Raw genomic sequence first — 25,682 nt, 5'->3', positions numbered from 1 at the left:
TGTAAATTCAACAATCGCAGCCGCTCGCCCGACATGCAAGAGCGATGCTCACCGGACGCGGCCCGGTTAGGCCGCCCGGCGGAGCACCGCTCCCGTGCCTTCGATCAGTCTATGCGACCGTGGCACATTTTGTATTTCTTGCCGCTGCCGCAAGGGCAAGGGTCGTTCCGGCCGACGCGCTGCTCCGGCGAACGGGCAGGACGCTTCGGTCCGGCTTCGGCCTTGGTATCGACGGCTTGGCCTTCGGCGACGGCTTCGCGCTTCACGTTGCTCTCGACCTGCGCCTTCATGATGTAGAGCGTCACTTCTTCTTCGATCCGCTCGATCATGGACAGGAACATGTTGTGGCCTTCGAACTGATACTCGCGAAGCGGATCGTTGCCGCCGTAGGCGCGCAGATGGATACCTTGACGCAGCTGGTCCATCGCGTCGATATGGTCCATCCACTTGCTGTCGACCGCGCGGAGGACGACGACCTTTTCGAACTCGCGCATCGTCTCTTCGCCGATCATCTCTTCGCGCTCGCCGTACAGCTGCTCGATGCGCGCCATGAGGAGCTCGACGATCTCTTCCTTTTCCTTGCCCCACAGGTCGTCTTTGTTCACGCGGTCTTCCGGCAGGAAGTTGGCGTGCGCGTAGCCTGCGAGACCCTCGAGATCCCAATCTTCCGGCACGTCGTCGCCCGGGCAGTGCTTGTCCACCGCGCGCTCGACGACCGACTTGATCATCGGCATGACGACGTCGCGAATCTTCTCCGCGCCGAGGATCTGGCGACGGTCGCCGTAGATCTTCTCGCGCTGGAGGTTGATGACGTCGTCGTACTGCAGGACGACGCGGCGGGCGTCGAAGTTGCTGCCTTCGACGCGCTTCTGCGCCGACTCGATCGCGCGGGTGATGAGACGGCTCTCGATCGGAGACTCCTCGTCGAAGCCCAGACGCTCCATCATGCCCATGATGTTGTCCGCGCCGAAGCGCCGCATGAGCTCGTCCTCCATCGACAGGTAGAACTGCGAGGAGCCCGGGTCGCCTTGACGGCCTGCGCGGCCGCGCAGCTGGTTGTCGATCCGGCGGCTCTCATGCCGCTCGGTGCCGATGATGTGCAGGCCGCCAAGATCCGGCACGCCTTCGCCGAGCAGGATGTCCGTACCGCGTCCGGCCATGTTCGTGGCGATCGTAACCGTGCCGCGCTGGCCCGCGCTCGCGATAATCTCGGCTTCCTCGGCGTGGTACTTGGCGTTCAGCACCTGGTGCTTGATGCCTTTCTTTTTCAGCATTTCCGACACGCGCTCCGAGTTCTCGATCGATACCGTACCGACCAGTACCGGTTGGCCGGTCTGGTGACGCTTCACGATCTCCTCGACGACGGCGCGGAACTTGCTGTTCTCCGTCTTGTAGACGACGTCCGGAACGTCCTTGCGGATGTTGGTACGGTTCGTCGGGATCTGCACGACCTCGAGTCCGTAGATCCGCTTGAACTCCTCTTCCTCCGTCTTCGCCGTACCGGTCATGCCGGCCAGCTTGCGGTACATCCGGAAGTAGTTCTGGAACGTGATCGTCGCGAGCGTCATGCTCTCGTTCTGGACGTCCAGGCCTTCCTTCGCCTCGATCGCCTGGTGCAGCCCGTCGCTATATCGGCGGCCCGCCATCAAGCGGCCCGTGAACTCGTCGACGATGACGACTTCCTCGTCCTGCACGACGTAGTCCACGTCGCGCTTCATGATGAAGCGAGCGCGCAGCGCCTGATTCACGTGGTGGTTGATCAGCACGTGCTCGTGCGCGAACAGGTTCTCGATATCGAACGCCTGCTCCACCTTCGTCACGCCGGTCTCCGTCAACGCGATGCTGCGCATTTTCACGTCGATCGTAAAGTCCTCGGTCTCGGACAGACGGCTCGCCACGCGGTCCGCTTGATAATACATCTGCGTCGACTTCTGCGCTTGGCCGGAGATGATCAGCGGCGTGCGCGCTTCGTCGATCAGGATGGAGTCGACTTCGTCGATGATGGCGTAATATAACGGACGCTGAACCATTTGCTCCTTGTACAGCACCATGTTATCGCGGAGGTAGTCGAAGCCGAACTCGTTGTTCGTGCCGTACGTGATGTCGCATGCATAGGCGGCCTGCTTTTCCTCATGGGAAAGACCGTGCAGGTTACAGCCGACCGTCAGGCCCAGAAACTCATAGACTTGTCCCATGAGCTGGCTGTCCCGTTGGGCCAAGTAATCGTTGACCGTGACCACGTGCACGCCCTTGCCGGCGAGCGCGTTCAAATATACCGCAAGCGTACCGACGAGCGTCTTACCTTCGCCGGTCTTCATCTCCGCGATCTTGCCGCTGTGGAGTACCATACCGCCCATCAGTTGCACGTCGAAGTGACGCATCTTCAGCACGCGAAGCGCCGCCTCGCGAACGACCGCGAACGCCTCGGGCAAAATATCGTCCAATTCGAAATTTTCTTTATTCAGGCGATTGCGGAACTCGTCCGTCTTGGCACGCAGCTGTTCGTCGCTCAGCCCTTTAATCGAAGACTCCAGCTCGTTGATCTCGTCGACCGTCTTGGACAGCCGCTTCACTTCGCGCTCATTGGCGTCTCCGAATATCTTCTTCACTATTCCGAGCATATGATACCCCTTCCCCTTATGCGGGATGACCGTATCTATTTATTTTAGCAGTTAAGCGGAAGGGGGGCAAGGAAAGCGGCGTTTGCTCAACCTTTGACGGATGAAGGAAGATGGAGATAGCATAACGCGGTAAACAAAGGCCTGTCGAAAACGTCCGGCGCGCGCTTGAAACGCAGATGAGATCCGATTTCCGCGTTGTTCCAGTGCGCTTTGCGTTCAAGCATCCGCTTTAGCAGCTTGGCATCCAATTGAACCGCCAGGCACGGCTCCGCGATATCTCGAATTGGAATACGAGAAACCTCTCCTTCGGTTAACGGCACGTGGAAAACTCCGTCCTCGTCGCCTACGTCCATATACACGTTCCAATCGTGCAGCCTTGGACGAATTCCGCGCGTCGCCATTTGTCCAATCATATGGCGTTGCGCCTCCTGGAGGTTCAATAGCAGCTCATCGCTCGAGCATGGAGCATCCGAATCGTAAATATAACTTTTGCCGCTTAGTTCTCTTTCAATGTAAGCAAGCTTGTCGGTCATTGAAATCGGCCGGTAAGGAGAGGAAGCGCTGCCGTCCTCTAAATCGAACCACTCCCCGGAATTCAACAGCACCATCTCGGACGTAATTCCCCGCGCGCTTCGCTCAGAAGCGAACAATGATTCTAAATCCTCAAGCTCAGGTACGCCCCTGAAGCGATTTAAATGCCACAGCCTGCCACCCAGCGTATACTGCCCCGCAAATGGCAGAAAATAAGCCGGACGCAGCGCCTCAAGATAATCGGAGCATTGCCGAATGAATTGGCGCTTCTTCTGCTCGCCTTTTTGCATAAGCGCTTCTTCATCCTGATGTTCAAAGCACTGCGGATAAGGTCCCGCCCCGGCATAACCGACGAGCAAAAAATCCACCTTTCCGTAATGATTCACCATATATTTGCAGGCCGATGCCGTTAATCCGTACGGACAATCATTCGTATTGACGACGACTTTCCCGCCTCCATGGAAAATCGCCAGCGTATCAAGCGCGTACGTGACCCTGTCCGGTTCGGGCTGGCACGCAAAAAGAATGTCCGCATAGCGCCGGATCGCAGAAATCTGCCCCAAGCACTTCAATAGAGAAGTCGTCGGCTAAACGATAAGGGCGATGGCCCTGCAGCTCGATAATTTGCTCGAAGCCGCACTGTTTGAGAATTCGATGTACAAAACGGTCCTTGTAATTGGCGATCAGTACCGGAATATGGTCGGGCAATCGGCGAAGCGTTTCCGGGTCCAAGTGATCGGGATGCACGTGGGAGATATAAATATAATCCACGTCCGAAAAATCTTCGGGCGTTATCTCTAGCGGGGGGTAGTGATACCAGCTGCCGTAATAGATGCCATCCGTCAGCCACGGATCGCATAGTACGCGAACGCCTTCATGCTCCACGAGCACCGAAGCGCTTTTAAGATATTGAACCTTCAAATGACGCCGCCCCGCCTTCCCTGCAGTAGGGCCGCCTATCTAAAAGCCCTCTCTCCGTATATCGGAAAAGAGGGCTGGGTTTTTGATTTAAAATGATCGTTTAAGAGAGTCAGACAGCCGATTCAATCAAGCCATAAGTACCGTCGTCCCGGCGGTACACGACGTTCGTCTCCTTGGTCTCCGCGTTCGCGAAAACGAAGAAATTATGGCCGATCAGGTTCATCTCGAGTATCGCGTCTTCGATGGCCATGGGCGGAGATAAGAAGCGCTTCGTGCGTACCACTTCGAACTTCTCGTCCTCGTCTTCGCGCACGAGCGTCGCCGTCGCGTTGGAGCTTGCGCCCTCTTCCTTGAAGACGCCTTTTGCTCCCGCAGTCTGACGAATCTTGCGATTCACTTTCGTTTTGTGTTTGCGAATTTGGCGTTCAAGTTTGTCGACGACCAAGTCGATCGACGCGTACATATCGTTGCTTTTTTCTTCTGCCCGGAGCAGCAACCCCTGGAGCGGAAGGGTGACCTCGACGGCATTGCTGCCCTTTGTCACGCTAAGCGTCACGTTGCCGTCGGTTTGGGGAGGCGCTTCAAAATACCGTTCCAGCCTGGCAAGCTTCTTCTCGACGTAATCCCGAAGAGCCGGTGTGACTTCCATGCGCTGACCACGAATATTATATTTCATATGCTGCATCCTCCTTTGCTGACTTCATTTTAACATACCCCCGCCGTTGAATTCAAAGCAATCCACAGATTCTTTCGAATTTTCTGTTAACTTTGAAAACAATCGTGAAAACGCTGTAAAACAGAGAAAAACCTCGGATCTCTCCGAGGCGGGGTGGCCTTCAATCGTGAATAGGACCATTGCTTTTTCTATAGGCAGGTGCTCGAAAGCGCCTCGAATTAGATTTTGATAACGTTTGCCGCTTGCGGGCCTCTAGCGCCTTGTACGATGTCAAATTCGACCGGCTGGCCTTCTTCGAGCGCCTTGTAGCCGTCCATTTGGATTGCGGAGAAGTGAACGAATACGTCGCCGCCTTGCTCAGCTTCGATGAAGCCGTAACCTTTCTCTGCGTTGAACCATTTCACTTTACCTTGCATGTACATAACATTCCCTTCATCATCAATTCGATTGACATAGGCGATTTGGCCTGGCCCTCTCCCCCGAATATACCATCATGGAAAGTTTTGTGTCAATGGGTTTCGTGAAAGCGGATACACGCCTATCTAGTTACTTTACTATCACAGCGCTTCCGGCAGCATCAGTTAGAGGAACGATTGTAATGGCGTATTCAGAGCAGAATTTGTCTACAGCCTCTTTGACTCCCCCTAAAAAAGGCTATAATTATAATCATGAATCATTATATATCCGCCTTTTGTTAATCTAGGATAGAAGTATTTTAATCCTTCATAAGTTGGTTTAAAAAGATCTACATCCAAGCTAACAAATGCAAAGCCTTCATCGATAGTGCCAATGGATTCCGGAAAGAAGCCTTGCTTAATAATGCAATTTTGTTTAAATTTCATTTTGTTTAGCACTAATTGGACTGATGTATTTGATAATTTAGAATAAGATATTCCATTTTCCAGTAAATCATCATCACTAATATAGCCTTGTTCTTTATCAAAACTTAAATCATTAGAATTAAATCCTTCAAAAGTATCAAATAAATATAAACTCCTATCCGGAAATAGTTCGTTAATCAAGCTTGAAAAGTCTCCTTGATAAACTCCCAATTCTGCAACCGCACCAGCTATTTTTCGTGTATTAATTTCATGGGCTAGTAGTTCCAACATTGATCCTCTAACAAAGTCAGTAATGCTAAAGCGTGATTTCTCAATTGCTCGTTGTCGTCCCAAACTTTCCATATCTCTAATTATAAGCGTCTCTGTATTGGCATTTATAAAAACTGACTCTAGCACTTTTTTGCCTTGATTTAGTCTGGTAACTCCTTCACTTAAATTCGTTTCGACAATAATGCGTCCTGGTTCTATCGACAGTTCTATTAACTGTTTATATATTTCGTTCTTATATTGACTTGCAATAACAATATAATCAAACTTAATTTCCCTTAAATCTTTAACTCCTCTCACTTCAACGCCATTAATTTTTTTTCCAATCTTATCTGCATTGTTATCGATTAATGAGACCAGTTCTACTTCTTCAAAATTGAAAAACTTATACAAATTCGAAAAATAAGCACCTGTACCAAAACATATAATCTTGATCATGACAAGCTCTCCTATACTTTAGAGAATATAACAATAATCGGATAAATGCAGATATCCCATTTCAGATAAAAAAATCCTCTGCCTCCTCTTTCCCAATCGATGAAGCCACGAAAACAAAGGGCCGATCTTCTTTTGGAAGCTGAGTTGGTTTGAGAATTTTATAGTCCATTAACGTACCGGACTTAAAACTGTCGACAAAACCCTGAAAGTTTAAATTAGGAAGAACATCTCTAAGCGCTTCATAAGCAATTTGGCCGCCACTCCCAGCCCCCCAAATTAAGCAAGACCTTTTGGCAACGTCACTTTCTATTAAAGACTTAAATTTAAATAACGCCTTTTCATAAAAGTATTGCCTTTGCTTAGACTCTACATTCGATTTAGAATTGCTTCTCATTCGATAGTTTAAAAGTCTAACTGGTATGTTAGCCATGTTGTATCCTTGCTTTAAGGCCATCATCCACAATGCCCAATCTTCTGTAACCTTATAGTCGGGATAGCCTCCAACACCTAGGATAAAGCGTTTGGTAAACATGACGGACGGATGACAAAATGGGCATTTATCAAAAATTGTCTTATCGATTACATCGTTACTCAAAGGGATATTAAAATATTGCTCAGTTCGCTGTCTGCTTAATGAGTCAATATCGCCGATTGCAGTAATGTAAGTTCCTAATACATCAATAGCCGGATCGGATAACATACAGTCTAATTGAATCTCAATACGATTCGGCTCAGATACATCATCAGCATCCATTCTAGCTATGAAGCTCCCAGCTGCTAATTTAATGCCTTCATTTAAGGAACTGACTAGGCCTTTGTTTTCTCTTGAAATCAATCTGATTCTTTTATCCCCAGCAGCGAAAGCTTTTAAAATTTTTAAAGAGTTATCTGTAGAACCGTCATTCACGGCAATAATTTCAATTTTTTTTGTAGCTTTGATTTATGATGCTTTCCATTGCTTCTGCTAAATACTCTTCAGCATTAAAAACAGGAATTACTATAGAAACCAAGTCATCCATTCTTGTTCACCTTTAAAATTAGATTTCGCTGATTAATGAGATAAGCTCAGAATATCTTTTTAAACTAGCATATTCAGAGAAGTTTTCTTTTACTAATTGTTTATTTTTATCTGATAGAATATTTTTCTTTTTATCAATTTCTACAATTCGAATATCATTAGACTCTTCCTCTAAATAAAATCCGTTTTCATTTTTAATTACCTCTTTGTTGCCACCAACATATGAAAGTAGCGGGATATTACTATGCGCCATAGCTTCAATCGTAGCAAAATCAAAAATAGAATTACGATGTAACATCAAATAATAATCCGTACAATTGAATAAGTGCAATATATCTTCATGATTTACTTTATCTCTAATCCAAATCACTTTATTGCTTAATCCAAATCTATCAATATTATCGGCTAATGCTTCTTTCATGACGCCATCTCCGACAATTACCCAGATAAAGTCTTCAGTTCCTAAAGTAATTTCTCGAAGAACTTTTGGAATTCTTTCGACACCTTTCGCTTCATTAAGAGTGGCTACTGTTATAAATTTATACGCATACTTTTTTTATCTTATTCGCTAGCAACTCTATACCTTGAGACGGAGCTATATCTTCCTTTCGGTCGTAGCCATTATAGAGCACATGTAATGTTTTATTCTCAAGCAAAGGGATAAAGTCAGGTTCTGTCTTTATTAACTCCTCGTACGCCCCGTTGGAAGGAAATCCAAAATGAATATATTTGGTAAGGCTTTTTTGATGAATGTAATTAAGGATTTTTCTCATTTCCTCATTCTGATAACCATTCATTGCTTTAAATTCATTGTACCTGCTGCCCTGGCAGTGATGAATTTGAGTAACTTTTTTAAAGCTAGGAAATAGTTCCGAAAACGCGTATAGGGTATTTTCATCATGGAAAACGAAGGCATCTTGCGCAGAAAATTCATACTCGGTATGGAATCTTTTTAAAATTTGAGTTATTTTCTTAAATTCAACAACCTTATGAAAAACCTGATCCGTATTCAAAAAAGGGGTAGTCATCGAAAAAGCGCGGCTCTTTCTCAAGCGTTTTATTTTCAGTCTTATTGTATAGTTCCGCTTTCCTTGGACTCATCAATAAATTTCCACAAAGCATAAATAGATTGTCTACTAGCTTATATTCCTCGTTCGCATGAAATAGTTTATACATCACAGTAACGGGACCACCAATGCCTGGTTGGTAATAATAATCACTAATCATAAATACTCTTTGTTTAGAAGAATCAAATTCTAATTTAGATTCGTAGCGGCGAACATTCAAATTTTCTTTTGGTACGATATGAAATGACCTATTAAACGACTCTTGAATATTACTCACCACATCGGAACTTTCGCCGCTGTACTTGGAAACTATAAACACATCATAAAGATCATAAACGATATATATATTAACAAAGTTAAGCTGAAGCAATTGCTCCACAATTTGCTTGTAGTACGTAGAAGTAATGTATATAGGCACGTCTTTAGCAATTGCTGGGTCTTTTGGAGACTTGATTTCTTTTTCGAAAAACTTCGTCCCCCACTTTTTTTGAATCATTATCCAAGAAGAATAAAATATTGTATTCGTTTTTAAGTTGTTTAAAGGCCTCTTCACCGAGCCTGGAAGCTCCAAATAATATGATATTCTCCAAACCTCTCACCTCGTCTTAAGAATCACCAAACGTATATATAATCCTTTTTAAACACTTTTCCTAAGCTGTCCAGAATTGCTGCAGCATCCGCCCTTCCTGGAGTTGTTGCAATTACTATATATTCATATTCAATAGCAGGTAGACTTGTATGATCTCCATAAACAGGTCTTTCTAATATATTCTTGCCCCACTTTTTAAAGTCACGATCAATAAATCCAACAACGTTAAATCCCTTGTCAATTAACTTCTCAGCTATTCTTTCTCCGCCTTTTGAAGCTCCCCATATCAAAACTAAAGAAGTCTTCTTTAAAAACTGATTTGCTAAAAGATTTGATTTAATTAATGCATCTAAATCCCTTTGCTTTTCCTTGTGAACCATAGAAATTTGATTAGTATGAATTCGATATTTAAGAACTATTTCGGGGACCTTTTCTATCGTTCCTAAGTTTGCAAGCCTTAGAAAAAGATCATAGTCTTCTGCGCCATTAAATTCCTCCCGGTATCCTCCTACTTCTGTAAAGCTCTTTTTTACGAATCACCACTGAAGGATGGTTAATGCAGTTACCGATAAATAATTGCTTTTTTTATATCTTCAGAGTGGGAATGTTGGTTGTACCAATCGCTAAACTGATTGATCTCGACAGTATGCGCTGAATCTCCAATAACTTCAATTTTTCCGCCAACAATCACACACTCTGAATGTTTTCTCAAGAATTCGAGTTGTAGCTCAAGGCGATTTGATATTGCTATATCATCTGAATCCATTCGAGCTATATATTCTCCTCTTGAAATGGCAATAGCTGAATTTAGGGAGTAAGAAATCCCCTTATTCGTCTCATTTGTTATTAGAAAAATCCTTTTATCCTTGCTCTGGGCGTCTAAAAGTATTTGTGAGGTCAGATCATTAGAACCGTCGTCGACAATTATAAATTCAAAGTTAGAATAAGATTGGCTTAAAATACTGTTAATCGATTCCTCCACGTACTGCTGACCATTATAAACCGCCATTACAACGGAGACATCTGGATTATTCGTCATAAATTCCCTCCGTATCAACCCACCTCATCTATGCGCTTAAATGATTTTTAATCCCACCTGATGGCCTCGTTTCGTGTAACCAATAAATTCGTAATTTAAGTTATTTTCAGTCGCCAACTCTTGAAATGCCTTATACTCGCCTTGTCTCCAATTCGGGTAATTAAAAAACTCATCAAAAACAATAACAGTCCCTTTAACGATTCTTTCTTTAAGCAAATCAAATATTGTCTTGGTCGATGAATATAAGTCACAATCGACGTGTATAAATGCACATTGTTCATCTCTCTCCAACTTAAAAGCAGGAAGGCTCTCATCAAACCAGCCTTTAATTAATTTAACATTGGGATTCACTTCTGGTAGAGCGCTAACTGAAAAAGCACCCTCCTCAAAACCAGGAATCCAACCCTCGGGAAGTCCTTCAAACGAATCGAATCCATGTATTATTTCATTTCTTTTAATTTCAGAAATATAGTTAATAGATTCCCCTTTATACACACCGAACTCTAAGTAGAGTCCTTTGATTGTTACATGCTCAAGTGCAGCCTTTAACAAATCCATGCGTCCCCAATATTGCTTTGCCGAAAACATATTCTCCAAGACAAATGTCGCAGTCTCTTTTAGTGCAATTTTTTGCATTTGCAAACCAATATCTTTGTATTCCTTCTGGTGCGTTTCTTGAGCAAATTTTTCAAAGGCGCGCTCAAATCCATAGGGAATATAACCATCAAGAGCAACCTCGTAATTTAAAGCACCTCTACCAAAGTTATTTAGTTGCTCTTTTACTTCCTCTTGATTTGACGTGACTGCAACTATAATAAACGAATCAATTGTATTCATTGTTTTCAAGAGTTCAGGAGATATAATTTCTGTCTTGTGAATGTCACTTCCCCATTTTTGAGGGTCATTATCAAAAACACCTTCAACTAAAATACCAAGCTTGTTCAAAGTTTGAACTGTCAATCTCCCGCCAAGCCCCGCTCCAAATATATAAATATTTTTATCTTTAAGAAATAAGTATCGATTAAGACAATATTCTTGTATGGTTTTCTCAATCATATTAAACTCTCCCTAACTATGATTTCAAAATAATTTGAACCATATTAAGAACATCTGTAACATCAAAATTATTCATTTGTGGAAATAGCGGCAATGTTATTGCAGTCTCGTAATATAGATCAGCATTGTGATTTACCGTATCTCCATATCCCAACATCAAATAATAAGGCTGCTTGTAAACCGGAATATAATGAACATTCACACCGATATTTTCCGAGCGCAACTTTTCGAAAATTTCTCTTCGAGATTTTATGAACTTTTGAGGATCGATTCGAATTACATACAAATGCCAACTTGAGTCCGCGTCCGGATGCTGATACGGAACGATCACGCCAGGCATCTCGCTGAACGCTTCCGTATACGTCCGTGCAATACTTCTCCGCAGCTCGACGAACTTGTCTAGCTTACCAAGCTGAGACAGCCCAAGCGCCGCTTGCATATCTGTCATTCGATAGTTGAAGCCTAACGCATGCATCTCGTAGTACCATGGTCCATCGTTCTGCTCCATTTGCGCAGGATCGCGCGTCATGCCATGGTTGCGGAAGAGTTGGAGTTTATGATAATACTCTTCGTTGTCCGTGACGATCATGCCGCCCTCGCCGCTGGTGATATGCTTGACGGGGTGGAAGCTGAACATCGTCATGTCTGCAATGGAGCCTACCTTGCGCCCTTTATACGAAGCGCCTAGGGAGTGTGCAGCATCCTCGATGACGATAAGTCCGTGACGATCGGCGATATCCATAATGCGATCCAACTCGGCGGGTTGGCCGGTGAAGTCGACTGGAATGATAGCCTTCGTATTGGGGGTGATAGCCGCCTCTATGCAGTCAGGATCGATATTGTACGTATCCATCTTAATATCCGCGAATACCGGCGTGCCGCCCATATACAAGACGCAATTGCTGCTCGCGAGAAAGGTGATCGGCGACGTGATGACCTCGTCTCCAGGACCGATTCCTGCCGCGAAGCAGGCAGCATGAAGTGCGGCCGTGCCGTTCGTAAACGCTACGGCGAATCGAGCGCCGACATAATCGGCAATGCCCCGCTCGAATTCTGCGATCATAGGCCCTTGCGTCAAAAAGTCGCTGTCTAGTACTCGCATGACTGCTGCCTTGTCTTCATCATCGAGCCACTGTCTTCCATAAGGCAACATCGTCGATCTAATCTGTCCGTTTCCCTCGCGATTGCCAGAGCCACTCATTAGCCGAGCCCCCCGGAAGAGATCCATTCGCTCGTGCGCCGGATCCCCTCTTCAAGCGAGACGGCCGGTTCCCAACCTAGCATTTCCTTTGCCTTGGCCGAATTGCACAGAAGTTTCTGAATTTCGCTTTGAGGATGGATATGCTCCACGTGCCGGATTCGGCTCGGATCTCCGACGATCAATTGCGCCAGGTCGTTAACCGAGATATCACGTCCCAGTCCGGCGTTTACGATTTGTCCGTTCACGCGGTCGCTATACCCGGCTTCGACGACAAATCGGGCGCAATCCTCGACGTACAGCAAATCGCGCGTCTGGGTGCCTTCGCCGTAAATGGAGAGGGTTTTTCCATCCAACGCGTTTTTAATGAAAATGGCCACGACGCCGCCTTCGCCACCCGTTTTCTGAAAGGGGCCATACGTATTGAACGGACGAATGACGACCGTGGGCAGCTCGTAGGCATGATAATAGGACAATACCATATTTTCCGCGGCGATCTTGGCTCCCGCATAGGGAGAGGCGGGCTTGGTGGGATGCGATTCCGCAATGCCCGAATCGTCGTGACAGCGATCATAAACCATGCAGGTGCTCATAAAGACAACCTTGGTTCCGCTGCGCTTGCAGCGTTCGAGCAAATAAAAGGTACCGACCGTGTCATTCAAGAAAGTCGTCTTCGGATCGTCGATGGAGTCCTGAACGTTGATCGAAGCACCCAAGTGATAGCAAATATCAAAAGCCGAAGCTTCGAACAATTGATCCAGCAAATCTCCGTCTTTAAGATCGCCGACGACAACGTCCTTTAATCCTGCATGCTCTCTAAATGCCTCTAAGTTCGCCAAACTGCCATTGGACAGATCGTCCAGCACCCATACGTCATGGCCGTCTTCAAGCAACTTGCCGACGACCCAGCGCCCGATGAATCCTGCACCGCCGGTTACTAACAACTTCATGTCGGCGATTCGCCCCCTTCTCTGCCACGATAGACTAGTCAAATACTATAATAGATCGAACGAGACCGGCGTCCCTTTCTTAACTGCATGTTTGACCGGTCGACCTAGCAACTGATCCAAATACTTCGGCGGCAATCCATGTCCGGGACGAATGGACCGGATATTGTCTTTCGTCATAATATCGCCTTCCTTTAAGTCCTGGCCGACATACAACGAGCGACGATGCTTCATCGAGGCCGACTCGGCCGCTATCGCTCCGTATTGAATGCGTCCGAGACTGCGCCAGGCCTGTTCGGTTTCACGCACGAGACTCGCCATCTCCGCCGGTTCCATCGAAAAATCGGAATCGACGCCGCCCTCGGCTCTCGAGATGGTCAGATGCTTTTCGATAACGGTGCCGCCCAACGCTACGCTCGCTACGCCGACGCCGATTCCCATCGTATGATCCGACAGCCCGATCTCGCATCCGAACAACTCGCGCATGTGCGGAATCGTCAGCAGGTTCGAATCATCCGCCGTCGAAGGGTAGGAGCTCGTGCACTTCAAAAGTACGAGATCGCGGCACCCCGCCTCTCTAGCCGCACGAACCGTCTCGTCAAGCTCAGCTACGGTAGCCATCCCTGTCGAGACGATCAACGGCTTGCCCGTTGCGGCCGCCTTGCGGATCAACGGCAGGTCCGTATTCTCGAACGAGGCGATCTTGTAGCACGGAACGTCCAAGCTCTCTAAGAAGTCTACGGCCGACTCATCGAACGGCGTACTGAAGCCAACGATTCCAAGCTCTTTGCACTTGTCGAAGATGGCTTGATGCCACTCCCATGGCGTGTATGCCTGTTGATAGAGCGAGTACAGCGAGCTGCCTTGCCATAGATTCTGCGGATCGTCGATGAAGAACTCGCCCGTATTAATGTCCAAGGTCATCGTATCCGCTGTGTAGGTCTGAATCTTTAAGGCTTGCACGCCCGCAGCCGCAGCCGCTTCCACGATCTCGAGCGCTTTATCCAATGATTGATTATGGTTGCCGGACATCTCGGCGATGATAAAAGGCGGATGATCCTGCCCGATTTGATAATTTCCGACTCTGATGCTCATGAACGAATCCCTCTCTCCTGCCCGGTGACAAATGCCTCGAGTCGTTGTTCCAACCCATCCAAGGTGTCAATTGTGAAGTCTGCCTCATAAGCATACGGTTTAAGCACTTCGCGATGAGAGCCTCTCAAGATCCGCACCGTTCGAAATCCCAGCGGTTTGATACCCACGAAGTCTTTGGCCGGATTATCTCCGATATAAACGATATCGGCAGGAGAGGCTTGCTCCAGTAGTGTTATCTTGTGGAAACAGTAAGGCGATGGCTTCTCGTTATGCAGCCCGTAGCGGCGAGAGATGTAGCTGCGGCGGATAAGCGGCGATTCATAAAGACCGAGTGCGCGGAGTTTCGCAAGCTGCACCAGCTTGTTGCCGTCGGTCACGATATATACGGGCTTCCCTGCATCGTATAGTCTTTTAAGGCAAGCGCGCGCATCCGGACTGAGCTCGATCTCGGGAACATGCCCGCGATAAACGGATAAGCATGCGTTAACGCTTTTTCTCGTCAGTAAACCGTATGAGGCGAGAACGTCGTCAAACACTTGACCCCTGCCGTATGCAATCAGCGAAGCGCGCATACGCGTCTCGCATTCGATCGCGTCTATATTCTCCGTGTCGGCTAGATACGAAGAGACCGCCCTGAATCCGCTGTGCACATAAGTCATCTCATCATAAAGCGTATCGTCTAAATCGAACACATAAGCTCTCATTGAATAAGATCCTCGGGATAGCGGATAAGCGTCTTGTCGGTCGCAGCTCTCATATAGGGGAAATCATCTAGGTCCGCCCCGGATGCTTCGAGCAAAAACCAGTACAGACTGTCCAGGCCCAATTCGCAGCTCAGACGAGAAGCGCCGCCCCACCGTGAATTGCACTCGATGATGCGGCATTCGCCTGGCCCCGTCCGAATCGCTTGAAATACGGCATGCCCGTAGAGACCGAGTCGCTCGGCAAAAGATGCGAAGAGGGTTTCGAGTCCCTCGTCCCTGAACGATTCAGTCACCTGAGATTCACCGTTCACGACGACCCGCCGGCGTCTCAGTACGACACCCTTGCAGCGTCCCGCGCGCGTCACGTAGACGTCGACGCTAATCTCTGGCCCCTCTATGAAAGGTTGGAAGATCGGATGCTCCAGGGCCATTGCATGGCGCTGGGCACTTCCGCGGTCGAGTCCGAGTCCAACGCTTCGCGAGCCAGCGCCGTACCGTTCCTTCACGACATAGCGATTGTTCTCGCCCTCGTCCAGCTTGGCGGCAGCGGGGATGACCGGGAACCCCAATCGTGCGCCGGCTTCCGCGAATGCCAGCTTATCCAGACATACTCGAACCGTCTCCGGATTGGAAACCATCACTTCGATTCCAGCCGCCCGCAAAGCCTGAGAATGTCCGGCATAGTAGGACAATTCGCCGTCCCGCGTCGGAATGATGCGACTGACGCCGCGTTCGAAGCATCCTTCAATCAATTCGGTCAAGCTTAAATTATCCAGTCTGGGCATCCGCCAGAACGCATCGGTGAACCGGCTACCTAAACAATCTCCGTCAACGTCGCCACCGATTACGGCCCAGCCCCTTTGACCTTCAATCCGATCCAGCGCGGTCCTCACGCCGCGAATCAGCGATATTTTGCGGGAAACGCTCGAAATAAGAACGGAACGCCCGGCGCACAAGCTTGTATTTTGTTCCTGCCGATCCGCATTCGCTGCGTTCCGGTAATGGTCTACAAGTTCCGGCAGTACATCCTCAAGCTGACGTTGAGGTCGCCAGCCCGTCCATCGCTCGAACAAAGACATGTCCGCCTCGGACGCCTCGTAAGGGATATCGCTCTCGCCTTCGATAGCGTGCATATCCGGAAAGTGCGTTGCCAGCGCCTGCACAAGCTCATCCACCCGGCGAGCACGGCCATTACCCAGATTCACGACGCCTGTCGCTTCGCTAAGGGCTAGCCTGTATAGCCCCTCCGCCACATCGTCGGCATAAATATAATCGAACATTCCCTCTTTGCGGTAGACTTGAATCGTCTCTCCACGCAGAAGCGCCTTTACCCATCTCGACACGATATCGCGGGAGTTTTTTCCGTATACGCGATAAATTCTCGCGCTGACGGTTTTTAGTCTCTCCTGTGAGAATCGCTGGATAAACGCCAATTCCTTCTCATGCATGAGTTTCGCCATTCCACATAGGTTGCGTGGGGACATGCGGTCAATCTCTCTAAGCGCCGTCGGCACTGCTGCCGGAACCTCGAACTGGTACATATCAGGATCATAGATCAGGTAACTAGACGCAAAGACGACCCGCTCCAGCGAAGGCAAATCCTTCATCAGATGGATCAGATGATGGCTTAGCCTTACATTGTGCCGGTCATTTTCCTCCCAGAATTCGTAGGACTCCGTCGATCGTTCAAACGTAGCTGCCAAGTGGAAGAAGGCATTCGGAGAAAAGGCTTCGATCTCCGCCCGCGTCAGTTCGTTGAGATCCCCTTGGCGATAAAGCACCGAAGCCGGAAGCCAAGAAGGCCGGGGCTTCAAATCCCCGACCCATACCGTAGCCCCCGCCGCGACAAGCCTGCGCACTAAACTGGTCCCGATCACGCCAGCGCCTCCGCTTACGAATATACGCTTATCCTTATACATTTTGCTTCTCCTCCCGCAAACAGCCATGCATTAAAGAGTCGACGTGCGCCCCTCCGATTTTCACGTGGCCCCTCAGCCGGCCCTCCGGCAGAAAACCGCACCGCTCTAATACGCCGACGTGGACCGGGCGAATATCGAAAGTCTCGGTATACAATCGGTATAAGCGCAATTCGTCGAAAGCGATCGACTTCATCAAAGCCAAAAAGTGCCCAAAGTCTTCGCCATACCGTTTAGAATCCGACTCGAAACTGCGCGAGGTTTCGACAAGATAAGAGATCTCGGCGCGTCCGTGGCCCCAATCGATATTGGTCAACCCGCCGTATCCGATCAGCGCTTCGTTTTGAAAGTAACTAAAGAGCATGATTCGCGGCTCACAATCTGCAAAACTAGGCTCCACCACGCGCTCAAAGTACGCTCTTTGGTCCTCGTCGGTTAACGGCTTGGTCTGCCTCAACACGTCGATCTGTTCGTTGCGCCACGTCTTGATCCTATACATGTCTTGCAGACGAATCGGCGTCACGCTATATCCGTCAAGCGCGAACCTTGCTTGGCTTAAATGTCGGTAATTCATGCGGCGCCCTCGTTTCGCTGAATTCGCAAGCTATACCACTGGCTTCTGCTCGACATGCGCATTGATCGCAGAGATTTCTGGATGTGCGAGCAGATAGTCCACGATTTCTGTCGAGGTCATATCAATCCTGGCGCCAAAGTGCCCCGCGACCGCTCGCAGCATGTCGTAATCCTCATTCGTATCCAGCGTAATTCGCAACTCGGGATGACGAAGATGCGCCGGTATGGACACATAGACTGCTTTGAAAAGATCCGGGAATTCGTAGGCGTAATACGCTACATGCTCTCTGTGCCTGTCCTCGCGACCATGAGCGTCCATGTACTTAAGCGCCTGATAGGAAACTAGCTGCGGCTCTAAACCTCGGGGCAAAGGACCTTCCAAACGAATAATATCGCAAGGCTCGGCGCGCGCCGCCCGAACCATCGCGGTACCTAGCTCATAATCGATAAAGGGACAGTCTCCTGTAACGCGCATCACGTAATCCGGATCATACGGTGCCGCAGCTTTCATATATCGGGATAGTACGTCGTCCTCGGAGCCGCGAAAGCAGGTCACCCCTCGCTCCGCGCACCAAACTTCAACCGCATCGTCTTGCGGCAAATTCGACGTCGCGACGACAACGTCCAAGAGACCTTCGATCCTTCGGCAACGACCCACAACATAGTCGAGATTCAACATCTCTCCAAGAGACATTAGTATCTTGCCAGGGAGTCTCGATGAGCCCATCCTCGCTTGAATGATCAAGATTGTCTTCAACGATTCGTCCCCCATTTAATAGTTAGAAGCGTTCTTCGAACACTTTCAAGGCTTTAGACACGACAGCATCCATATCGTAATAGGTATACTCCGCTAAGCGGCCGAGGAAGACTACCCGATCCAGTTCACGAGCCAACCTGCGATACTCCGCATACAGATCGCCATTTTCAGGATTCGGCACCGGGTAATAAGGGACTTCTCTCCCCGGCGTATGCCGCTCATACGGCTGAGGAAACTCCTTCACGATCGTCGTATACCGGCTATCGCGCTGTCCGGTCAGATGATTGAACTCCGTAATCCGGGTGAAGTCGTAATCGTTCGGATAATTGATCGTCCCCGTCGGTTGATACGACGCCTGATCCAACGTCTCGAATTGAAAGCGAAGCGATCGATATGGTAGTTCTCCGAGCCGATAATCGAAAAATTCGTCGATCTTGCCTGTGAAGATCACCTTGCCGGCGAACGGTTGTCCGAACACGCGAATAAGGCCGCTGTCCGGATCGACCTCGAGAATCTCCTTGTAATCCGTATTCAGCATCAGCTTAATATTCGGATGGCTCAGCATGCGCTCGAACAACCTCGTGTAGCCATCCTTCGGCATGCCTTGATAGCGATCCTGGAAATAGCGGTTGTCTCGGGAGACATACACGGGCACGCGCCCCGTAACATGCGGGTTCAGCTCTTCCGGGCTCACGCCCCACTGCTTCATCGTGTAATGTAGGAAGATCTTCTCGTATACGAACTCAGCGAGCCACTTGAGCTCTTCATCGTCGGACTCCCGCAATCGGAGGATCGGAACTTTCGTGTTGTAGCCGAATACGTTTACCAGTTTACGCTCAAGACTATCCGCTAGCTCGTCCGGAAGAAGCGCGTGCAGCGAATTCAGATTGAACGGGATCGGGACAAGCTGCCCGTCGATGGAGCCCAGTACTTCATGATGATAAATCCTCCACTCGGTGAAACGGGATAGATAGTCCCACACATGCTTCAGCTTCGTATGGAAAATATGGGGGCCGTACTGGTGAATAAGAACGCCCTTCTCGTCGAACCGATCATATGCATTGCCTGCGATATGCGTACGCTTTTCAATGATAAGTACCTTTTGGCCACGTTCGTTTGCCAGGCGCTCTGCCATGACGGCACCTGCGAAGCCGGCGCCGACGATAATCGTATCAAACATGTCGACTCTCTCCATTCCGTGTCTTGATTCGCCATAGAATGACGGGCAGTACGACCAACCATCCAATGGCGAGCAACCCTGTCAGTATCCAGGAAATGGTTTTGAACAGTGTATTTTTCAAAACGTTCGCGACGATTTCTAGGCGCGATAACTCACCGATTTCGGATACGAGATTGCACATCCACCGTGTTTTCCCTGCCAAGCTGAGTGCGTAAAACAAGACATTTGAAAACCCGAGACCGGATAAATTGCCGACGGGAACGACAATGGCGTGAAACTTTCTTCCTTTAAGCGCAGGAACGCGCCGCCAAAACGAGAATCCTTTTTTTGTACGGATAGCTGTAAATTCGATCAATATCGCCATATTTCTCCGCAAGCTTAACCCCGTGCTCATGAGTGAGAATAGACAGTCGGCTATTCGGGAACTTCTCCTTAATCTTCGGCAGATTGTTATCCAACTGCTGAAAACCGACGGAACGAACGATTAAGACCTCTTGCATAAATTGTCCCCCTCCCGTCAGCTAGCGATAAAACGTAAAATTGAGATTGAGGGGAACGCGCAGTCTTGACGCCACTTCGTCTCGAACGGCTTTGCGTTTCCCCTTAATACGCCCGATGTCCGCGACCGCCGACCACATTGCCTTTAGATAAATGGTCGTGCGTTGCTCCATGGAGTAATAAAGACACATTCTGCACAACTGGATCGTTAGCGAAAAAGCCATTCGCAGCGGATAGTTCTTCCAAAGCAACCAGAACGCATTACGCGTATAATAAAAAAGGCGCTCGCCATGAGCTCCGGTTGACCGGCGAAAACTTGTGATAGGCAACGACGTCGGCAAAAAAGGCGATCTCATAACCTGCATCATGAATACGGATCGCAGTATCGAGCTCATTGTTGTATAAAAAAAATTCGGCTGGGTAATATCCGGCCTGCTCAAAGACCGATTTGCGCACCCCGGCACCGGCTCCGTTGAACGACATCAGGTAATCTCCGGAAGACGCCGTAGCGACTGACGGCAGCTCATCATCCCGCGTCGGATCGAAGGACGCATAGTTGCGAACGTCGAACGCGACGACCGCCAATTGTTGATTCGCTTCGAACTTGTCCACCATCCGGCCGATCGCATGCTTGGCCGGGAACGAATCATCGTCTATGATGACGATGAATTCGCCATTAGCTTTTTCAAACCCTCGGTTATAAGCAGCAATACCCAAATTCTCCGGCATGCGCAATAGAGAAACCTCCGGAAAAGCTGCAGCTACCATCTCCGGAGTGCCATCGGTCGATGCATTATCAACCACGATAATCTCAAGCGGTTGATATGCCTGCTCCCGCAATCGCATCAGACTCTCCCGCACATCGTCCGAGCGATTCCAAGCCAGCATCACGACGGATACAAGTGGCCGATCAGAATTGCCCATCATTCTCCACCCTTTAAATTATTGCGAAGCAATTGCAGCTTGCGTGTTAGGAAGGGAAGGAAGATCGCTTTTTGTCTTAGCAAGTCAGCATCGTAGCCGGCAAGCCTTCTTTTGTCGGCCTCCGAGAATACGGTATTGCAATAAGAGTCGACGATAAGCGCAACATTCATGTCCGCTGGACAATCCCGGATATCCATCACATGCGCGACGGGCTTAACGATGAACGCCGCTTCTAAATGGTCGGCGGAAGACTCACTCTCGATCTCTACTTTTTCCTTCTCGTTTTTGAATTCCTCCATGAGACGGGCGCCCTCATAGCGCTCAGGCCGGACGTAGACATGCATGCCGGTTCGAGCGATCAAAAAATTCACCGCGCTGCGGATCACGCTTATCTCCGCATCGTCCAGTACGATCAGTTTAAGTTCATGCGACAAAGTTTCTAAAAAAAGCCGGCTCGGGGATAACCTCTCGTTTGAGAATCCTTCCTTCGCCTGCTTGGCCGCGCACAAGCCCTAAAGCGTCGTCGAAGGCATGAAGTAGCGCCTCCACCACGCTCCCCTGACCTTTCAGCGTGCTGAAAAAAAACAGCTTGATAAAGCTCTTGAAATAACGCTTCTGCCAACGCCTCAATTCTCGCTTCAGATAAATTGGCTGCGAAAAAGTGAATCCGATTCCGCCAAAAATAATAGGTCGGAAAAGTTGTCGTCGTGTTCGCGGCCCCCATCTTGTGCCACACCCTCGACACGCCGCATACTGCTACCCGGTATCCGGCAAGCTTCATGCGGTGGCCCCATTCGATGTCATCCCAATAAATAAAAAAAGAGATTGTCCATGAGACCGCATCGCTCGATCGCCTCGGCCCGCACCATAACGGAACATGCCGGCACGTAGTCGCAGTCCAGCAGCTCCGGGAGCGCCTCATGGTCCAGAACGCCTTTGTTGATCGGTCTGACATTAAACCGCTCCCAATCAACGAACGAACCATACTCCTGTAATCGCTCGGGTTCCTTGTGCATATACAGCTTGGAACCTAGCATTCCGAGCGTGCGGTCGGCTTCCATTCTCTCGTAAAGTTCAGATATGGCTAACGGATCAACGACGACGTCATTATCCAGCAGATGAATATAGGGGTACCCAGCCTTCAATGCCTCTACGATACCTGCATTAAAGCCTCCAGAACCGCCAATGTTTACCGCTAATTGAATCAGCTTGATTCGCTGGCCTTGTCCGCCATACATTCGCTCTACGGCTTCAGGCGCCCCATCTGACGAGGCGTTATCGACGACGATAATATCGAATAGGTCGCCGTTCGGGTCAGCCACCAGAAGCGATTCCAAGCACGCTAGAAGATCATCCTTTTTTATTCCAACTACAGATGACAACTGCGATCTGCGGAGTTACGGCCACGTCTTCTTTCCCCTTACCTTCTCAAATATTTAGAGTCATGCTTGCTCCAGGAGCTTTTCCCGAATCAACCAAAAACGCAGGGTATCCGCATCAATGATCTCGTCCGTCCTATAGTTGTCGATCACGGAACCGACTTGCCCATAATCGACAGCTTCGCTTTTATGAATGGAGGGCAGAATATACATCTCCGGCGTTTCGATAGCGGTCGACATTTCTTCGTCGCTCATCAGCTCTTCGTATCTCTTTTCTCCCGGGCGGATACCGATGTATTCGATATCGACTTGTTCTGTCATTCGATGACGCTTTTTAGTTTCATCGATCACAACCTGGGCTAGATCCGAGATCTTTACTACCGGCATCTTGAGGACAAAGACTTCGCCGCCCTTGGCCAGTTCATTAGAACGAAGAATCAAATCGACTGCTTGGGTCGGCGTCATCATATAACGGATCATTTCGGGATCGGTAATGGTTATTTTTTTTATCTTCCAGCACCTGGCGTATAAACAATGGAATGACAGAACCTCTCGAACCCATTACATTCCCGAAGCGCACGGAAGATAGAATCGTTGGCTTTGGTCCCTTTTGATATTCAGCAGCAGAGATGAGGCGTTCCGCCATCAACTTAGTCGCGCCATACGTATTCGTTGGCGAGATCGCCTTGTCGGTGCTAGTGAAAAGCACTTTTTTCACGCCTGTTTGTATGGCCGCTTGGATGACATTTTGCGTCCCGATGACATTGGTCTGCACAGCCTCAAACGGATTATACTCGCAAAAGGGTACGTGCTTCATCGCAGCCAAGTGGAAAACATAATCAATGTCTTCCATCGCCCTAAGCAGGCGCTGTTGGTCACGAACATCGCCGATCAAAAATCGAAGCTGCTTGCTATGTTCCCGAAATTGAATACTCATGTTGTATTGCTTATATTCGTCGCGGCTAAAAATCCGAATAACCGCCGGATTTTCTTCAAGTAGCCGGCTGGTCAAGTGGCATCCGATCGTACCGGTACCGCCTATAATCAGGATTTTCTTGTTAGCATACATCACTGCGTCACTCCTGATCCCGTGCGCTCGAGCCGCGAATCGATTCGCCTTGCGGCTTCAGCAATGATTTGTTCAAAAACTGGGATTTTACCTTGCATTGCTACAACTAAGGGTTCAAGAACCTGTTTAAATAATTTCGCTTTACGAATCGTGTTCTTTTCTTCAGCTATATCGGATACGTGTCTGTCAAAGGCATTAATTTCTGCCTTTAATCCAAACATGAAAAGGGTATGGAATACAATGCTCTTAACGACCGGTTCCCATTCCTCCTCAATTCCGACCATCAGATTTAGACACTTCAACGGATTGCTGCGGCTTAGTTCAGATAGCTTCGTTAACGACTTCTGGATCCTATCCAGCCGTTGCTTCGTTAACTTCAACATGCCAAGCATTTCATTTATTCTGTCAATGGACTGGTTTATTCGAAGCTCCGGATAGGAGAATAGATGCTGTTGCATTAATTCTTTAAAAAATGTTGTCTCTAACTTGTTGGCTTGCAATTTTTCTTCAATTTGATTCAGCGGCATAAAACCAGCATGCTGAATTTGAGCCCCTAAACTCGAAGTGTTCGTAAAACGTACATTTGAATGCTTGCTCAACAAATCCTCAATATCCCGAAGCGTTAACAACATACTTTCCGTGGTTTGATTTTTGCCACCTTGCACATTGTCGACTTGAATGTCTGCACTTTGACGGATCCGGGCAGCGTATCCAGGATCAACGTGCTTGGCGCCAGATGCGTATACGACCTCTGTCGGATAAGATAAATCTTGCCCTGCAAAAACAATATGTTCGCATCCCATAAAAATTGCAGCTTGAATCGCCGTCCCCGTGACGGAATGAGTTGAAGCGAACACAGCCTCATCCTGAGTTACTGCCATAAGCACCTGAGTAATCATATCGTTGGCTAGAAAGGAATGAATGGTATTTTTCGTTCTATTCTCGACGATGTGATGTTGAACTTGAGGCGTATATAGAATCGGTATATCATCAAGTTTCAAATGCGAAAATGCATGGTAGTTGGGCATACCACCGTCAATCGTTACTATTAAATGCGGCTCGACTCCGTAGTGCATGAGAGATTGAATACTGGTGCCTGCAGCAATAATAAATGCATGATGCTTCATTCTCTTAAGCACTTCAATGTCTTCTTCCAGGGAAGGACCAGCTCCAACGATAATTGCCGGATAACCTTTCAATTGTCCTTGCAGACCATTCAGCGAAGGCGTCGAGAGGTTCACCGCCAGATTGTAAAAAATGTTGCGCACCCAGTCCAGTCCAGCATTCTGAAGCAGCGACTGAGAATATGCGTAATTTAGAACTGCTTCTTTGGCAATTTGGTTGAATGAATTCCGCGCTTCTAAATCCAGACGATCATAGACAGGTAGCGCCAAAGTTGCCGTTTCTCCCTTCATTACGCGAAGAAAGCGGTAAAAAAATTGATTGATTGTGTTCTTATCATTTCCTATTGCCAACCCGCGTACTTGAAGGCCAGAAAACAAACTACCAAGGTCTACCACATGAAGAGCGGATAAAAAAAACATTCATATCCGGCTCAAAGATATAGTAATGACATCCCTGTTTCCTGCTGGCTAATGCCGCAAGATGGTAACCAAATCCCATTCCGTACAAAATGACATTGTTTTTATCTCCGATGTCATTTGCAACTGTCTCGCTCCACTTACTCGCTTCGAATTGCGGATCATATTCGCTATAATAGTGGACTGAATGTCCATCATTAACTTGAACATTTAAATTAGCCGATCCGTTCGCAGCATAACAAACTCGGTATGACGTGCTCATCGCCGCTTGCGATACGCTAGCAAATACGAACGGAAACCGCTCCTCGAGGTAAGCCAAGTTGTCCCTAAAACGTGCGGATTGAACGCTCTCCTCTTCCCCAAGCATTTGAGATAAGCGTTCGAATAAAGGTACGAGCTCGTGCTTAAATGCATCTCCCGCTCCTACATAATTCTCTTCGTCCATGCTGCGATTCATGACTCCAAACTGCACTTCAAGCTGGGACGAAAACGCAGACAAATCCGACGTAGAAGCCGGAAGGAAAAAACTATTTTCTTCTATTTGTCCTTCAAGACTCCTTAGAGACTTGTACAAGTCATCGATTGCCTGAACGACCTCACCGAGCTCTTCCCACGTGTGCTGATTAGGTGAGCTATATAATTGATCCGCGAGATCTTTCGTCGCATCGATAAGACGTGGCAAAAATCGCCGAATTTCGTCAATAGCTTCCGTTAAATGCTGGTCATGCTGTCCGTTCATATGAATTCCCCCCATCGCTCTCACTATTGATTATATCGGCTATTTTCTTATTTTCATAAGAAAAACCGCCAGGAAAAAAGCACCTCCTAGCGGTTCA

Annotated in this window: 28 protein-coding genes and 2 pseudogenes; all 30 read right to left on the bottom strand. The window is 48.3% G+C overall.

Annotated elements, in window-relative coordinates:
- Positions 1-104: 104 nt before the first annotated feature.
- The 30 genes and pseudogenes from secA to OMP38_RS29840 all read right to left on the bottom strand — a co-directional run bounded on the left by secA (position 105) and on the right by OMP38_RS29840 (position 25,585).
- A complete protein-coding gene (gene secA, locus OMP38_RS29975; protein WP_277568332.1) occupies positions 105-2,621 on the bottom strand; it encodes a preprotein translocase subunit SecA in 2,517 nt (838 codons plus the stop codon).
- 86 nt (positions 2,622-2,707) lie between these two features.
- Entirely contained in the window at positions 2,708-3,715 is a 1,008-nt protein-coding gene (locus OMP38_RS29970) for a hypothetical protein (protein ID WP_277568331.1), read from the bottom strand.
- The gene (locus OMP38_RS29965; RefSeq protein WP_277568330.1) at positions 3,630-4,073 is read right to left on the bottom strand and encodes an MBL fold metallo-hydrolase; all 444 of its coding nucleotides are present in this window, start codon (positions 4,071-4,073) and stop codon (positions 3,630-3,632) included. The genes OMP38_RS29970 and OMP38_RS29965 overlap by 86 nt, the downstream gene beginning before the upstream one ends.
- A gap of 109 nt (positions 4,074-4,182) precedes the next feature.
- Positions 4,183-4,749 (bottom strand): ribosome hibernation-promoting factor, HPF/YfiA family, encoded by a 567-nt coding sequence (gene hpf, locus OMP38_RS29960; protein ID WP_277568329.1) that lies wholly within the window; start codon positions 4,747-4,749, stop codon positions 4,183-4,185.
- Positions 4,750-4,967: 218 nt separating this feature from the next.
- Positions 4,968-5,165, bottom strand: a complete 198-nt coding sequence (locus tag OMP38_RS29955; RefSeq protein ID WP_143106717.1) for a cold shock domain-containing protein — start codon at positions 5,163-5,165, stop codon at positions 4,968-4,970.
- Between the two features lie 228 nt (positions 5,166-5,393).
- A complete protein-coding gene (locus OMP38_RS29950) occupies positions 5,394-6,296 on the bottom strand; it encodes a TylF/MycF/NovP-related O-methyltransferase (RefSeq protein ID WP_277568328.1) in 903 nt (300 codons plus the stop codon).
- A 61-nt stretch (positions 6,297-6,357) separates the two neighbouring features.
- Positions 6,358-7,212, bottom strand: coding sequence for a glycosyltransferase (locus OMP38_RS29945; RefSeq protein ID WP_277568416.1), 855 nt, complete (start codon positions 7,210-7,212; stop codon positions 6,358-6,360).
- A 1-nt stretch (position 7,213) separates the two neighbouring features.
- Positions 7,214-7,315 carry a glycosyltransferase gene (locus OMP38_RS36405; protein WP_420869768.1) on the bottom strand — a complete coding sequence of 34 codons (102 nt, stop codon included), beginning with the start codon at positions 7,313-7,315 and terminating at the stop codon, positions 7,214-7,216.
- An 18-nt stretch (positions 7,316-7,333) separates the two neighbouring features.
- The gene (locus tag OMP38_RS29940) at positions 7,334-7,849 is read right to left on the bottom strand and encodes a glycosyltransferase (RefSeq protein ID WP_277568415.1); all 516 of its coding nucleotides are present in this window, start codon (positions 7,847-7,849) and stop codon (positions 7,334-7,336) included.
- 4 nt (positions 7,850-7,853) lie between these two features.
- Positions 7,854-8,327, bottom strand: a complete 474-nt coding sequence (locus OMP38_RS29935) for a hypothetical protein (RefSeq protein ID WP_277568327.1) — start codon at positions 8,325-8,327, stop codon at positions 7,854-7,856.
- Complete coding sequence (locus OMP38_RS29930) at positions 8,302-8,952, bottom strand: hypothetical protein (RefSeq protein ID WP_277568326.1); 651 nt, start codon at positions 8,950-8,952, stop codon at positions 8,302-8,304. The genes OMP38_RS29935 and OMP38_RS29930 overlap by 26 nt, the downstream gene beginning before the upstream one ends.
- A 41-nt stretch (positions 8,953-8,993) precedes the next feature.
- Positions 8,994-9,350 (bottom strand): nucleoside-diphosphate sugar epimerase/dehydratase, encoded by a 357-nt coding sequence (locus OMP38_RS29925; protein WP_277568325.1) that lies wholly within the window; start codon positions 9,348-9,350, stop codon positions 8,994-8,996.
- Between the two features lie 12 nt (positions 9,351-9,362).
- Positions 9,363-9,488 (bottom strand): annotated as a pseudogene (locus OMP38_RS36400) (hypothetical protein); the annotation flags it as partial.
- A 44-nt stretch (positions 9,489-9,532) separates the two neighbouring features.
- Positions 9,533-10,009 (bottom strand): glycosyltransferase family 2 protein, encoded by a 477-nt coding sequence (locus OMP38_RS29920; RefSeq protein ID WP_277568324.1) that lies wholly within the window; start codon positions 10,007-10,009, stop codon positions 9,533-9,535.
- A 36-nt stretch (positions 10,010-10,045) separates the two neighbouring features.
- The gene (locus tag OMP38_RS29915) at positions 10,046-11,065 is read right to left on the bottom strand and encodes a class I SAM-dependent methyltransferase (RefSeq protein WP_277568323.1); all 1,020 of its coding nucleotides are present in this window, start codon (positions 11,063-11,065) and stop codon (positions 10,046-10,048) included.
- 16 nt (positions 11,066-11,081) lie between these two features.
- A complete protein-coding gene (gene pseC / locus OMP38_RS29910) occupies positions 11,082-12,266 on the bottom strand; it encodes a UDP-4-amino-4,6-dideoxy-N-acetyl-beta-L-altrosamine transaminase (protein ID WP_277568322.1) in 1,185 nt (394 codons plus the stop codon).
- Positions 12,266-13,213 carry a dTDP-glucose 4,6-dehydratase gene (locus OMP38_RS29905; RefSeq protein ID WP_277568321.1) on the bottom strand — a complete coding sequence of 316 codons (948 nt, stop codon included), beginning with the start codon at positions 13,211-13,213 and terminating at the stop codon, positions 12,266-12,268. Before OMP38_RS29905 ends, pseC begins: the two co-directional genes overlap by 1 nt.
- Before the next feature lie 45 nt (positions 13,214-13,258).
- On the bottom strand, positions 13,259-14,305 hold the full coding sequence (pseI, locus tag OMP38_RS29900) for a pseudaminic acid synthase (RefSeq protein WP_277568320.1): 1,047 nt from the start codon (positions 14,303-14,305) through the stop codon (positions 13,259-13,261).
- The gene (locus tag OMP38_RS29895; RefSeq protein WP_277568319.1) at positions 14,302-15,009 is read right to left on the bottom strand and encodes an HAD family hydrolase; all 708 of its coding nucleotides are present in this window, start codon (positions 15,007-15,009) and stop codon (positions 14,302-14,304) included. The genes pseI and OMP38_RS29895 overlap by 4 nt, the downstream gene beginning before the upstream one ends.
- Positions 15,006-16,928 carry an NAD-dependent epimerase/dehydratase family protein gene (locus tag OMP38_RS29890; protein ID WP_277568318.1) on the bottom strand — a complete coding sequence of 641 codons (1,923 nt, stop codon included), beginning with the start codon at positions 16,926-16,928 and terminating at the stop codon, positions 15,006-15,008. Before OMP38_RS29890 ends, OMP38_RS29895 begins: the two co-directional genes overlap by 4 nt.
- Positions 16,921-17,499: a GNAT family N-acetyltransferase gene (locus tag OMP38_RS29885; protein ID WP_277568317.1), complete on the bottom strand. Its 579-nt coding sequence runs from the start codon at positions 17,497-17,499 to the stop codon at positions 16,921-16,923. The genes OMP38_RS29890 and OMP38_RS29885 overlap by 8 nt, the downstream gene beginning before the upstream one ends.
- 30 nt (positions 17,500-17,529) lie before the next feature.
- Positions 17,530-18,255 (bottom strand): glycosyltransferase family protein, encoded by a 726-nt coding sequence (locus OMP38_RS29880; protein ID WP_277568316.1) that lies wholly within the window; start codon positions 18,253-18,255, stop codon positions 17,530-17,532.
- A gap of 22 nt (positions 18,256-18,277) precedes the next feature.
- The gene (glf, locus tag OMP38_RS29875; protein WP_277568315.1) at positions 18,278-19,435 is read right to left on the bottom strand and encodes a UDP-galactopyranose mutase; all 1,158 of its coding nucleotides are present in this window, start codon (positions 19,433-19,435) and stop codon (positions 18,278-18,280) included.
- Positions 19,436-19,722: 287 nt separating this feature from the next.
- Complete coding sequence (locus OMP38_RS29870) at positions 19,723-19,935, bottom strand: hypothetical protein (RefSeq protein WP_277568314.1); 213 nt, start codon at positions 19,933-19,935, stop codon at positions 19,723-19,725.
- A 259-nt stretch (positions 19,936-20,194) separates the two neighbouring features.
- Positions 20,195-20,860 carry a glycosyltransferase family 2 protein gene (locus tag OMP38_RS29865; protein ID WP_277568313.1) on the bottom strand — a complete coding sequence of 222 codons (666 nt, stop codon included), beginning with the start codon at positions 20,858-20,860 and terminating at the stop codon, positions 20,195-20,197.
- Positions 20,857-21,366: a hypothetical protein gene (locus OMP38_RS29860; RefSeq protein ID WP_277568312.1), complete on the bottom strand. Its 510-nt coding sequence runs from the start codon at positions 21,364-21,366 to the stop codon at positions 20,857-20,859. The genes OMP38_RS29865 and OMP38_RS29860 overlap by 4 nt, the downstream gene beginning before the upstream one ends.
- Before the next feature lie 291 nt (positions 21,367-21,657).
- Positions 21,658-22,239, bottom strand: coding sequence for a glycosyltransferase (locus OMP38_RS29855; RefSeq protein WP_277568311.1), 582 nt, complete (start codon positions 22,237-22,239; stop codon positions 21,658-21,660).
- 60 nt (positions 22,240-22,299) lie between these two features.
- Positions 22,300-23,308, bottom strand: a pseudogene (locus OMP38_RS29850) (UDP-N-acetylglucosamine 4,6-dehydratase family protein).
- Positions 23,305-24,849 carry a motility associated factor glycosyltransferase family protein gene (locus tag OMP38_RS29845; RefSeq protein WP_277568310.1) on the bottom strand — a complete coding sequence of 515 codons (1,545 nt, stop codon included), beginning with the start codon at positions 24,847-24,849 and terminating at the stop codon, positions 23,305-23,307. Before OMP38_RS29845 ends, OMP38_RS29850 begins: the two are co-directional and overlap by 4 nt.
- Complete coding sequence (locus OMP38_RS29840) at positions 24,809-25,585, bottom strand: hypothetical protein (protein ID WP_277568309.1); 777 nt, start codon at positions 25,583-25,585, stop codon at positions 24,809-24,811. Before OMP38_RS29840 ends, OMP38_RS29845 begins: the two co-directional genes overlap by 41 nt.
- Positions 25,586-25,682: the final 97 nt, after the last annotated feature.

Source organism: Cohnella ginsengisoli, assembly GCF_029525555.1.
Lineage (GTDB): Bacteria > Bacillota > Bacilli > Paenibacillales > Paenibacillaceae > Cohnella > Cohnella ginsengisoli.
The sequence above is the reverse complement of the archived record's forward strand: the minus strand, read 5'-3'. Positions and strand labels throughout refer to the sequence as shown.